12 protein-coding genes, 1 tRNA gene and 2 pseudogenes are annotated in these 11,518 nt (G+C 69.2%); 12 read left to right on the forward strand and 3 right to left on the reverse strand.

Translation table 11 applies throughout. The annotated features are described in order from the left end of the window. Positions 1 to 69 precede the first annotated feature (69 nt). The 3 genes from KV381_RS22540 to KV381_RS22550 all read left to right on the forward strand — a co-directional run bounded on the left by KV381_RS22540 (position 70) and on the right by KV381_RS22550 (position 2,086). Positions 70 to 522, forward strand: coding sequence for a MaoC family dehydratase N-terminal domain-containing protein (locus KV381_RS22540; protein WP_030084289.1), 453 nt, complete (start codon positions 70 to 72; stop codon positions 520 to 522). Then, entirely contained in the window at positions 522 to 950 is a 429-nt protein-coding gene (locus KV381_RS22545; protein ID WP_030084291.1) for a MaoC family dehydratase, read from the forward strand. Before KV381_RS22540 ends, KV381_RS22545 begins: the two co-directional genes overlap by 1 nt. Before the next feature lie 92 nt (positions 951 to 1,042). Beyond that, complete coding sequence (locus KV381_RS22550) at positions 1,043 to 2,086, forward strand: UDP-N-acetylmuramate dehydrogenase (RefSeq protein ID WP_218786087.1); 1,044 nt, start codon at positions 1,043 to 1,045, stop codon at positions 2,084 to 2,086. A gap of 38 nt (positions 2,087 to 2,124) precedes the next feature. Here the strand turns inward: KV381_RS22550 and KV381_RS22555 are convergent, their stop codons facing one another. Further along, entirely contained in the window at positions 2,125 to 2,760 is a 636-nt protein-coding gene (locus KV381_RS22555; protein WP_218786088.1) for an NAD(P)-dependent oxidoreductase, read from the reverse strand. A 98-nt stretch (positions 2,761 to 2,858) separates the two neighbouring features. Between KV381_RS22555 and KV381_RS22560 the strand changes: the two genes are divergently transcribed. After that, the gene (locus tag KV381_RS22560; RefSeq protein WP_218786089.1) at positions 2,859 to 3,449 is read left to right on the forward strand and encodes a TetR/AcrR family transcriptional regulator; all 591 of its coding nucleotides are present in this window, start codon (positions 2,859 to 2,861) and stop codon (positions 3,447 to 3,449) included. Here the strand turns inward: KV381_RS22560 and KV381_RS22565 are convergent. Beyond that, positions 3,442 to 4,455, reverse strand: coding sequence for an adenosine deaminase (locus KV381_RS22565; RefSeq protein ID WP_030084299.1), 1,014 nt, complete (start codon positions 4,453 to 4,455; stop codon positions 3,442 to 3,444). The genes KV381_RS22560 and KV381_RS22565 overlap by 8 nt on opposite strands. 139 nt (positions 4,456 to 4,594) lie before the next feature. Continuing rightward, positions 4,595 to 5,821 carry a pyridoxal phosphate-dependent aminotransferase gene (locus KV381_RS22570; protein WP_030084300.1) on the reverse strand — a complete coding sequence of 409 codons (1,227 nt, stop codon included), beginning with the start codon at positions 5,819 to 5,821 and terminating at the stop codon, positions 4,595 to 4,597. Between the two features lie 212 nt (positions 5,822 to 6,033). On the opposite strand from KV381_RS22570, the gene KV381_RS22575 reads away from it, so the two are divergent. From KV381_RS22575 to rplL, 8 genes and pseudogenes are all read left to right on the forward strand, one after another. Beyond that, positions 6,034 to 6,106, forward strand: a tRNA-Trp gene (locus KV381_RS22575). A gap of 106 nt (positions 6,107 to 6,212) precedes the next feature. Further along, on the forward strand, positions 6,213 to 6,500 hold the full coding sequence (gene secE / locus KV381_RS22580) for a preprotein translocase subunit SecE (protein ID WP_030084301.1): 288 nt from the start codon (positions 6,213 to 6,215) through the stop codon (positions 6,498 to 6,500). A 73-nt stretch (positions 6,501 to 6,573) separates the two neighbouring features. Next, a pseudogene (gene nusG, locus KV381_RS22585) lies at positions 6,574 to 7,379 on the forward strand (transcription termination/antitermination protein NusG). Between the two features lie 177 nt (positions 7,380 to 7,556). Next, positions 7,557 to 7,991 carry a 50S ribosomal protein L11 gene (rplK, locus tag KV381_RS22590; protein ID WP_010058817.1) on the forward strand — a complete coding sequence of 145 codons (435 nt, stop codon included), beginning with the start codon at positions 7,557 to 7,559 and terminating at the stop codon, positions 7,989 to 7,991. A gap of 80 nt (positions 7,992 to 8,071) precedes the next feature. Next, positions 8,072 to 8,794 carry a 50S ribosomal protein L1 gene (rplA, locus tag KV381_RS22595; RefSeq protein ID WP_218786090.1) on the forward strand — a complete coding sequence of 241 codons (723 nt, stop codon included), beginning with the start codon at positions 8,072 to 8,074 and terminating at the stop codon, positions 8,792 to 8,794. A gap of 171 nt (positions 8,795 to 8,965) precedes the next feature. Next, complete coding sequence (locus tag KV381_RS22600) at positions 8,966 to 9,871, forward strand: hypothetical protein (protein ID WP_086777755.1); 906 nt, start codon at positions 8,966 to 8,968, stop codon at positions 9,869 to 9,871. Positions 9,872 to 10,144: 273 nt separating this feature from the next. Continuing rightward, positions 10,145 to 10,655, forward strand: a pseudogene (gene rplJ / locus KV381_RS22605) (50S ribosomal protein L10). An 84-nt stretch (positions 10,656 to 10,739) separates the two neighbouring features. Then, positions 10,740 to 11,123: a 50S ribosomal protein L7/L12 gene (rplL, locus tag KV381_RS22610; RefSeq protein ID WP_003966996.1), complete on the forward strand. Its 384-nt coding sequence runs from the start codon at positions 10,740 to 10,742 to the stop codon at positions 11,121 to 11,123. The last annotated feature ends 395 nt before the right edge of the window (positions 11,124 to 11,518 follow it).

The raw sequence follows: 11,518 nt of genomic DNA on the forward strand, positions 1-11,518 counted from the left end.
TCCCCTCTGGGGGCGGCCTCGTGTCGTTGTGTTCGTCTTTCATCAGGTTTCTCAGGAGGTAGCGAGCTCATGGCGCTCGACCAGTCCTTCGTGGGGCGGACCTATCCGCCCACTCCGGCGTACGAGGTCGGCCGGGAGAAGATCCGCGAGTTCGCCGAGGCGGTGGGCGACCCCCACCCGGCGTACGTCGACGTGGAGGCCGCCCGTGCACTCGGTCACGCCGATGTGATCGCGCCGCCCACCTTCGTCTTCTCGATCACCTTCCGGGCCGCCGGAGTGGTGGTGCAGGACCCGCAGCTGGGCCTGGACTACAGCCGGGTGGTGCACGGGGACCAGAAGTTCTCCTATGTGCGTCCGGTGCGGGCGGGGGACCGGCTGACGGTCACCTCGACGATCGAGGCGATCAAGTCCCTCGCGGGCAACGACATCCTGGACGTCCGCGGGGATGTGCACGACGAGGCCGGCGAACTGGTCGTCTCGGCGTTGACGAAGCTGGTGGCGCGCGCCGCCGAGGAGGCGTGATGACGGCGAAGGTCTCTTACGGGTCGGTCGAGGTCGGCACGGAACTGCCGGCGCAGTCGTTCCCGGTGACGCGGGCCACGCTCGTGCAGTACGCGGGCGCCTCGGGCGACTTCAACCCCATCCACTGGAACGAGAAGTTCGCGCGCGAGGTCGGGCTGCCGGATGTGATCGCGCACGGCATGTTCACGATGGCCGAGGCGATCCGGGTGGTCACGGACTGGGCCGGTGACCCGGGCGCGGTCGTCGACTACGGGGTGCGTTTCACCAAGCCGGTCGTCGTGCCCAACGACGACAAGGGCGCGCTGATCGAGGTCAGCGGCAAGATCGCGGCGAAGCTGGACGACAACCTGGTCCGGGTGGACCTGGTCGCCGTGTGCGACGGCAAGAAGGTGCTGGGCATGTCCCGGGCCCTGGTCCGGCTCGCCTGAGACGTACCGGCGCGTCGGCCGGACCCGGTGGCCGTCCGAGCCCCGGACCCCGGCGTACGGTCCGTGGCCCCCGGCCGGACGGGCCACGACCCGTGCAGACGACCCCCTCGCCCCTGACCACCTTCCGGCTCGGCGGCCCCGCGGCCCGGCTGCTGACCGCCACGACCGACGCCGAGGTGATCGCCGCCGTACGCGAGGCCGACGCGAGCGGCACCCCGCTGCTGGTGATCGGCGGCGGCTCCAACCTGGTCATCGGGGACAAGGGCTTCGACGGCACCGCGCTGCGCATCGCCACCCGGGGCTTCGCGCTCTCGGGTACGTCCCTGGAGCTGGCGGCCGGTGAGGTGTGGACCGACGCCGTCGCCCGGACCGTCGAGGCGGGCCTGGCGGGCATCGAGTGCCTGGCCGGCATCCCCGGCTCCGCCGGTGCGACGCCCATCCAGAACGTCGGCGCGTACGGGCAGGAGGTGTCCACCACCATCACGGAGGTCGTCGCCTACGACCGGCGCACCGAGGAGACGGTGACGATGCCGAACGCGGAGTGCGCGTTCTCGTACCGCCACAGCCGCTTCAAGGCCGAACCCGACCGCTTCGTGGTGCTGCGTGTCCGATTCGAGCTGGAAGAGGCCGCCGGGCTTTCCGCGCCCCTCAAGTACCCCGAAACGGCCAGGGCCATGGGCGTCGAGCAGGGCGACCGCGTCCCGCTGGAGGCCGCCCGCGAGACCGTGCTGCGGCTGCGGGCCGGCAAGGGCATGGTGCTGGACCCGGAGGACCACGACACCTGGTCGGCGGGGTCCTTCTTCACCAACCCGATCCTCGAACCGGCCGCGTTCCAGGACTTCCTCGACCGGGTCCGCGAGCACCTCGGCCCGGATGTGACGCCCCCCGCGTTCCCCGCCGGGGACGGCCGCACCAAGACCTCGGCGGCCTGGCTGATCGACCGGGCCGGATTCACCAAGGGCTACGGCAGCGGCCCCGCCCGGATCTCCACCAAGCACACCCTCGCCCTCACCAACCGGGGCGCGGCCACCACCGAGGACCTGCTCGCCCTGGCCCGCGAGGTGGTCGCCGGAGTGCACCGGGCCTTCGGCGTCACCCTGGTCAACGAGCCGGTGACGGTCGGCGTCAGCCTCTAGGGCGTACGCGGTCAGCCTCCGGGAACGTAACCACGCGGTCAGTACGCGACGCCCACGCCCTGCTTCACGGCCGCCGGGTCGTCGATCAGCGCGAGCATCGCGTGCGCCACGTCCGCCCGGGAGATGGACCGGCCGCTGCGCGGCGTACCGCCCACGACCTTCCGGTAGACGCCCGTGCACGCCCCGTCCGTCAGCTTCGGCGGGCGCACCGAGGTCCAGTCCGTGGCGCTGCGGGCCAACGCCGCCTCCATCCGGGCGAGATCGGCGTACAGCTCCGCCAGGACCGCCCCGATCGCCCGGCGCATCAGCCGGTCCACCAGCGGATCGTCCGCCGGCTCCGGCCCGACCGGCGACGCGCTCACCACCAGCAGCCGCCGGACGCCCTCGGCCTCCATCGCCGACACGATCCGCCCGGTCAGCCGCTCGGCGACGCCGTTGGCCTTCCGGCCGCGCGAGCCCAGCCCCGAGAGCACCGCGTCCCGTCCCGCCACCGCCGCCCGTACCGCCGCCGGGTCGTCCAGCCGCACGACGGCGTGGAGCGCCGCGCGGTCCAGCGACGCGGGCAGCCGGTCCGGGTCGCGGACCACGGCCGTCACCTCGTGACCCGCCGCGAGCGCCTGCCCCACGACCTCCTGGCCGATGCCGCCGGTCGCTCCGAACACGGTGATTCTCATGGTGCGCCCCTTGGTGGGTGAGTATTCACTAACCTCTAGAATGGGCGGCTTCCCGCCCGGGCGTCAAGATGTCCGGGTCACGGCCGGTAGGAGCACGCATGGACCAGAAGCCCGCCCGCGTCCGGATCGTCGACGCGGCACACGAGCTGATGCTCTCCATCGGCCTCGCCCGGACCACCACCAAGGAGATCGCCAAGGCGGCCGGCTGCTCGGAGGCGGCGCTCTACAAGTACTTCTCCGGCAAGGAGGAGCTGTTCGTCACCGTTCTCGCGGAGCGGCTGCCCCGGCTCGGGAACCTGCTCGGCGAACTGAAGGCCGGCGAGGGCAGCGTCGAGGGCAACCTCACCGAGATCGCCCGGGTGGCCGCCCTGTTCTACGAGCAGACCTTCCCCATGGCCGCGTCCCTCTACGCCGAACCCCAGCTCAAACGCCGCCACGAGCAGGGCGTGGGCGGGCTGGAGGCCGGACCCCATCTGCCGATCCAGTGGCTCGACGCCTATCTGCGCGCCGAACAGGGCGCGGGCCGCATCCGGTCCGACGCGGACACCTACGCCGCCGCCTCCCTGCTGATGGGCGCCTGCGCTCAGCGCGCCTTCGCCTACGCCGCGCTCCCCGGCGGCGAGCCCCCGCAGCCCCTGGACGACTTCGCCGCCTCCGTCGCCCGCACCCTGCTGGGCGGAATCAGCTAGCCAGCCAGTCGTCGATCCCGGACAGCAGCTTCTCCCGTACGTCCACGGGGGCCGCCGAGCCGCGCACCGACTGCCGGGCCAGCTCGGCCAGCTCCTCGTCGGTGAAGTCGTGGTGGCGGCGCACCAGCTCGTACTGGGCGGCCAGCCGCGAACCGAACAGCAGCGGGTCGTCCGCCCCCAGGGCCATCGGCACACCCGCGTCGAACAGAGTGCGCAGGGGGACGTCGGAGGGCTTCTCGTAGACGCCGAGCGCCACATTGGACGACGGGCAGACCTCGCAGGTGACCCCGCGCTCGGCGAGCTTGCGCAGCAGCCGGGGGTCCTCGGCGGCCCGGACACCGTGGCCGATGCGCGAGGCGTCCAGGTCGTCGAGGCAGTCGCGCACGCTGGAGGGCCCCGACAGCTCCCCGCCGTGCGGAGCCGCCAGCAGACCGCCCTCGCGGGCGATGGCGAAGGCCCGGTCGAAGTCGCGCGCCATCCCGCGCCGCTCGTCGTTGGAGAGCCCGAAGCCGACGACGCCCCGGTCCGCGTACCGCACGGCGAGCCGGGCCAGGGTGCGGGCGTCCAGCGGGTGCTTCATCCGGTTGGCGGCGATCACCACGCGCATGCCCAGGCCGGTGTCCCGGGCGGCGCTGTCCACGGCGTCGAGGATGATCTCGATGGCCGGGATCAGCCCGCCGAGCAGCGGGGCGTACGAGGTGGGGTCGACCTGGATCTCCAGCCAGCCCGAGCCGTCCGCGACATCCTCCTGGGCGCTCTCGCGCACCAGGCGGTGGATGTCCTCCGGGGACCGCAGGCACGACCGGGCGATGTCGTAGAGGCGCTGGAAACGGAACCAGCCGCGCTCGTCGGTCGCCCGCAGCTTCGGCGGTTCACCACCGGTCAGGGCGTCCGGGAGATGGACCCCGTACTTGTCGGCGAGTTCGAGCAGGGTGGTGGGCCGCATCGACCCGGTGAAGTGCAGGTGCAGGTGGGCCTTGGGCAACAGACGTACATCACGCTCCATTGGAAGATCCTGCCGCACGGGCGGGCCGGAGCGGTAGCCGCTTTCCCCTACGGAGGGCGGCTCGAACAAAAAAGTGCCCCCGGCCGGAGGTGGTTCCGGCGGCCGGGGGCACTTCTCGTGAGCGGCTGTGCGTGACCGGTCAGGCCTTGGCCTCGCCCAGCAGCTTCTGGATCCGCGAGACGCCCTCGATGAGGTCGTCGTCGCCCAGGGCGTAGGAAAGGCGCAGGTAGCCGGGGGTGCCGAAGGCCTCGCCGGGTACGACGGCGACCTCGGCCTCGTCCAGGATCAGGGCGGCCAGCTCGACCGAGGTGGCCGGGCGCTTGCCGCGGATCTCCTTGCCGAGCAGGTCCTTCACCGTCGGGTAGGCGTAGAACGCGCCCTCGGGCTCCGGGCAGAACACGCCGTCGATCTCGTTGAGCATCCGCACGATGAGCTTGCGGCGGCGGTCGAAGGCGGTACGCATCTCGGCGACCGCGTCCAGCGGGCCGGAGACCGCGGCGAGCGCGGCCACCTGGGCGACGTTGGAGACGTTGGAGGTGGCGTGCGACTGGAGGTTGGTCGCGGCCTTCACGACGTCCTTCGGGCCGATGATCCAGCCCACCCGCCAGCCGGTCATCGCGTACGTCTTGGCGACGCCGTTGACGACGATGCACTTGTCGCGCAGCTCGGGCACGATCGCCGGGAGCGAGGTGAACGTGGCGTCGCCGTAGACGAGGTGCTCGTAGATCTCGTCGGTGAGCACCCACAGACCGTGCTCGACGGCCCAGCGGCCGATGGCCTCGGCGTCGGCCTCGCTGTAGACGGCGCCGGTCGGGTTGGACGGCGAGACGAAGAGAACGACCTTGGTCTTCTCGGTGCGCGCGGCCTCCAGCTGCTCGACGGAGACCCGGTAGCCGGTGGTCTCGTCGGCGACGACCTCGACCGGGACACCGCCCGCGAGCCGGATCGACTCGGGGTAGGTGGTCCAGTACGGGGCGGGGACGATGACCTCGTCGCCCGGGTCGAGGATCGCGGCGAAGGCCTCGTAGATGGCCTGCTTGCCGCCGTTGGTGACCAGGATCTGGCCGGCGTCGACCTCGTAGCCGGAGTCGCGCAGCGTCTTCTCTGCAATGGCGGCCTTGAGCTCGGGGAGCCCGCCGGCCGGGGTGTAGCGGTGGTACTTCGGGTTGCGGCAGGCCTCGACCGCGGCGTCGACGATGTAGTCGGGCGTCGGGAAGTCGGGCTCGCCGGCCCCGAAGCCGATCACCGGACGCCCGGCGGCCTTGAGGGCCTTGGCCTTGGCGTCGACGGCGAGGGTCGCGGACTCGGAGATCGCACCGATGCGGGCGGAAACCCGGCGCTCGGACGGTGAAGTTGCAGCGCTCATGGCCCCATGCTCCCAGACCGTAAAAGCCGTCGGCACGGGGGTTTCAGGGACCGGACAGGACCCGGACAGCATCCGGACAGGACCGGTCGGTAGTTGTCTGTTCGACGCAGCGGCCCTGAACACGTACACTCACCTGTCGTTGGCCTTCACCAGCCGCACCGTTCCCGCACCCGGTCACCGGGAAAGATGCGGTAGGTTGGTGGAAACCACAAAGGGTCGTAGCTCAATTGGTAGAGCACTGGTCTCCAAAACCAGCGGTTGGGGGTTCAAGTCCCTCCGGCCCTGCTACACACTCCTTCGCCAGGATGTGTGCGCATGTACGTACTTCATTGCACAGCCGTGCGGCTCCACCGGGCGCGGCACGGCCACGACCCGGAATCAGGTGAGTAGCGTGACGGACGCCGTGGGCTCCATCGACATGCCTGATGCCGATGATGAAGCTCCTGAGTCGAAGAAGAAGACTCGGAAGGGCGGAAAGCGCGGCAAGAAGGGCCCTCTGGGCCGTCTCGCGCTGTTCTACCGCCAGATCGTCGCCGAACTTCGTAAGGTTGTCTGGCCGACGCGTAGCCAGCTGACGACGTACACCTCCGTGGTGATCGTGTTCGTCGTCGTCATGATCGGTCTTGTTACCGTTCTCGACATGGGCTTCGCCCGGGTCATCAAGTACGTCTTCGGCTGATCACGCGGAAGGCGTCGGACCCGGCGCCCCTTTCGCACGTTCCACCCTTTGTATCCAGGAAGAAGCAGCCATCGTGTCTGACCCGAACCTGAACGACGCCGTCGAGCCCGAGGCCGGCGCCTCAGAGTCCGCCAAGGACGAGCTCGACATCGTTGAGGCTGCTGACTCCGTGGACCCGGACCAGGCCGAAGCCGCCGACCTCGCCGCGGGCGAGCCCGCCGAGCAGGCCGCCGTGAACGCCGAGGCGGAGGAGTCCGACGAGGACATCGTCGCCGAGGACGCCGTCGCCGAGGCCGACGACGAGAGCGCCGACGAGGAAGAGGCCGAGCCGGCCGCCCCCGTCGACCCCGTCACCGCCCTGCGCGAAGAGCTCCGCGGTCTCCCCGGCGAGTGGTACGTCATCCACACGTACGCCGGTTACGAGAAGCGCGTGAAGGCCAACCTGGAGCAGCGCGCCGTCTCGCTGAACGTGGAGGAGTTCATCTATCAGGCCGAGGTGCCTGAGGAGGAAATCGTCCAGATCAAGAACGGCGAGCGCAAGAACGTCCGGCAGAACAAGCTCCCCGGCTACGTGCTGGTGCGCATGGACCTGACGAACGAGTCCTGGGGCGTCGGCCGGGTGAAGGCCCGCCCGGACCGAAGGCCGCCCGCGAGGCCGCCGAGGCCGAGGGCAAGCCGGCTCCGGCCCGCAAGGTCGAGGTCCAGGTGCTGGACTTCGAGGTCGGCGACTCGGTCACCGTCACCGACGGCCCGTTCGCCACGCTGCAGGCCACGATCAACGAGATCAACGCCGACTCGAAGAAGGTCAAGGGCCTCGTCGAGATCTTCGGCCGCGAGACCCCGGTCGAGCTCAGCTTCGACCAGATCCAGAAGAACTAGCGCTTCCCGCCGGTTTCTGGACACATGCCTACCCAGCAGGTCAGAGGGGCTTCGCGGCCGCTCTGACCTGCTTGGTTTTTGGTCGCACAGCTATACCCGTTATCGTTGTGCGGTATGCCTCCATCCGGATGACCGGAATTGGCGGCGAAACACTCTCACTAGGACCCGGAGAGAGCAATGCCTCCCAAGAAGAAGAAGGTCACGGGGCTTATCAAGCTCCAGATCAACGCCGGTGCGGCGAACCCGGCCCCGCCGGTCGGCCCCGCGCTCGGTCAGCACGGCGTCAACATCATGGAGTTCTGCAAGGCCTACAACGCCGCGACCGAGTCGCAGCGTGGCATGGTCGTGCCGGTGGAGATCACGGTCTACGAGGACCGCTCCTTCACCTTCATCACCAAGACTCCGCCGGCCGCCAAGCTGATCCTCAAGGCCGCGGGTGTGGACAAGGGCTCCGGCGAGCCGCACAAGACCAAGGTCGCCAAGCTGACGGCCGCCCAGGTCCGCGAGATCGCCACGACGAAGCTCCCCGACCTGAACGCCAATGACCTCGACGCCGCGTCGAAGATCATTGCCGGCACCGCCCGCTCCATGGGCATCACGGTCGAAGGCTGATTCAGCCCCGTAACCCCCAGTGGTAGGACCAAGCGCTGGTCCGCACCACGACTCCACACTCTGAAACCACAGGAGTAGAAGTGAAGCGCAGCAAGAACCTCCGCGCTGCGGACGCCAAGGTCGACCGGGAGCGCAACTACGCCCCGCTCGAGGCCGTCCGTCTCGCCAAGGAAACCTCCGCCACGAAGTTCGACGGCACCGTCGAGGTCGCCTTTGCCCTGGGTGTCGACCCGCGCAAGGCCGACCAGATGGTCCGCGGCACCGTGAACCTCCCGCACGGCACCGGCAAGACCGCCCGGGTCCTGGTCTTCGCGACCGGTGACCGTGCTGCGGCCGCGGAAGCCGCCGGAGCCGACATCGTCGGCGCCGACGAGCTCATCGACGAGGTGGCGAAGGGCCGTCTGGACTTCGACGCCGTCGTCGCGACCCCGGACCTCATGGGCAAGGTCGGCCGCCTGGGCCGCGTGCTCGGTCCGCGTGGTCTGATGCCGAACCCGAAGACCGGCACCGTCACCCCCGACGTCGTGAAGGCTGTCAACGACATCAAGGGCGGCAAGATCGAGTTCCGCGTCGACAAGCACGCGAACCTGCACTTCATCATCGGCAAGGTCTCCTTCGACGAGACGAAGCTGGTGGAGAACTACGCAGCGGCGCTGGAGGAGATCCTCCGTCTGAAGCCGTCCGCCGCCAAGGGCCGCTACATCAAGAAGGCCACCCTGGCCACCACGATGGGCCCCGGCATCCCGCTGGACGCCAACCGCACCCGCAACCTCCTCGTCGAGGAGGACCCGGCCGCCGTCTGAGCCACCGTGCTCACCCGGTAGCCGCGTCGCACGCGTGCACTGTGTGAACGGGCCCCGCAACCTTTCGAGGTGCGGGGCCCGTCCTCGTATCCGTAAGACCCTCATGCCTGTCAGTGCCCTATGACACTGTTGTGCGGGGGACGAAAGACGATACGAGGGGTGGACGGGTAGATGAGGACGAGCACGGCACGACGCATGGGTACGGCTCTGGCCGCCGCGGCGGCACTGACGTCGATAGCGGCCTGCAGTGGCTCCGACAGCTCGGGCGGATCCGGTTCGGACAAGGCGGGCGCCGTCTCGAAGGCGAGCCCCGTGGCCGCGCTGAAGCAGGTGCAGCAGAAGACCGGCGGCGCCCAGTCCGCGAAGGTCGAGGGCACCACCGAGATGGGCGACACCATGTCCATGAAGCAGTCCGGGGCCATCGGCTGGTCCGACGGCCTCTCGGGCGCGCTGACCATCACGTACACCGGCGGCACCATGGGCGACGCCCTGAAGCAGGCCGGCGGCGACGGATCGGTGGAGGCCCGCTACTTCAAGGACGAGTACTACGCCAACATGGGCGACGCCATGGCGGCCAACCTCGGCGGGAAGCACTGGATCCGGTATTCCTACGAGGACCTCGCCGAGCTGGGCGGCGCCTCCGGCGACGTCATGAAGGACCAGATCCAGAACAGCACGCCCGAGCAGGGTGTGAAGGCGCTCCTGGCCTCCGGGGACGTCAAGAAGGTCGGCCAGGAGGACGTCCGCGGGGTCTCCGCGACGCACTACTCCGGCACGGTCGACGTGGCCGACCTGACCGCGAAGAACAGCGCGCTGGACGCGAAGCAGCTGGCCGCGTTCAAGGAGCAGCTCGCGCTGGCCGGGGTGACCACCCAGACCGTCGACATCTGGGTGGACAAGAACGACCTGCTCGTGAAGAAGACCGAGCGCGGCGAGATGAAGACCGGCACGTTCAACTCGACGCTCTTCTACAGCGACTACGGCACCGAGGTCCCCTCCGAGAAGCCGGCGACCTCGGACACCGTGGACTTCAAGGAGATGCTGAAGCAGGGCGGTACCCCGGGCGGCACCGCCTGACACCTCCCGCAAGGGACGAACAGGGACGGATTTGCTCGTCCCCCTTCCGGTCGCGTACTCTCACCAGGAAGCCAAAGACCGCTGGTCGTCACTGTGCCTCGTCAGAGGGACGGTGACCGAAGGTTCCGCTAGATCGGACGACCTGCGCAGGTGACTGTGGAACGCTCCCGGACTCTGTTCGGTCGAGCTGCGCCCTGGCACTTGTGCTGGGGCGTTTCGTCTTTCCCGGCCCCTTCTGAGCGGTCCTCATCACCCGGAAGGAGGCCGACGCTCATGGCAAGGCCCGACAAGGCTGCCGCGGTAGCCGAGCTGACGGACCAGTTCCGCAGCTCGAACGCCGCCGTGCTGACCGAGTACCGGGGTCTCACCGTGGCACAGCTCAAGGAGCTGCGCCGTTCGCTCGGTGAGAACGCCCAGTACGCCGTGGTGAAGAACACGCTGACCAAGATTGCGGCCAACGAGGCCGGGATCGACACGCTGGACGACCTGTTCTCGGGTCCGACGGCGGTTGCCTTCGTCACCGGTGACCCGGTGGAGTCGGCGAAGGGTCTTCGTGACTTCGCCAAGGACAACCCCAACCTCATCATCAAGGGCGGTGTCCTTGACGGTAAGGCGCTGTCCGCCGATGAGATCAAGAAGCTCGCGGACCTCGAGTCCCGCGAGGTTCTGCTCTCCAAGCTGGCCGGTGCTTTCAGGGCAAGTCTGCACCGCGGAAGCTCTTCGCGCCAAGAAGGAAGAGCAGGGCGGTGCCGGTACTCCGGCTCCCGCCGAGGCCGCCGAGTAATCACGCTCAGCGGTCCAGCGGGCTCCGTGTACGCCCGCCGACATATACATCCGGCACCTGCCGAATAGTGGAAGGACGCCTGTCATGGCGAAGCTGTCCCAGGACGACCTGCTCGCGCAGTTCGAAGAGATGACCCTCATCGAGCTCTCCGAGTTCGTGAAGGCCTTCGAGGAGAAGTTCGACGTCACCGCCGCTGCGGCCGTCGCCGTCGCCGGTCCCGCCGCGGGCGGCGCCCCGGCCGAGGCCGAGGCCGAGCAGGACGAGTTCGACGTCATCCTCACCGGCGCCGGCGAGAAGAAGATCCAGGTCATCAAGGTCGTGCGTGAGCTGACCTCGCTGGGTCTGAAGGAGGCCAAGGACCTCGTCGACGGCACCCCGAAGCCGGTCCTCGAGAAGGTCGCCAAGGAGGCCGCCGAGAAGGCTGCCGAGTCCCTCAAGGCCGCCGGCGCTTCCGTCGAGGTCAAGTAACACCTCGGGAGTCCTCCGGACTCCCTGGGCACGTCACGTGCCCGCGCCGAGGGCGATCACCCATCCGGGTGGTCGCCCTTCGGCGTGCCCGGGGCAGGTGCCTTGCTCTTCCGCCGGTGACGAGTAGGGTGATCTTCGCCGTGCGCCTCTCGCGGGGGCCCTCAGGGGCGTCCCGCGGGTATCCCGGGGGCGGCCGGTGAAGGCTCCTGGAGGCCCGATCGGACCGGCGGGCCTTGACGAACCGGACGCGGCGCGCAATTCTCAGGACGCGTCCTCACTTCGATCCGTATCCGAGGCATGGATCGAGAGTGAAGAGGGCAGTAAAGAAGAGCGCACCCCGCGCGAGGGCTAGGGCTAGACATAGGTGTTGAGAACAGCTGTTGAGAGCAACGTGG

Source organism: Streptomyces sp. WY228 (genome assembly GCF_019287315.1).
Classification (GTDB): Bacteria; Actinomycetota; Actinomycetes; order Streptomycetales; family Streptomycetaceae; genus Streptomyces; species Streptomyces caviscabies.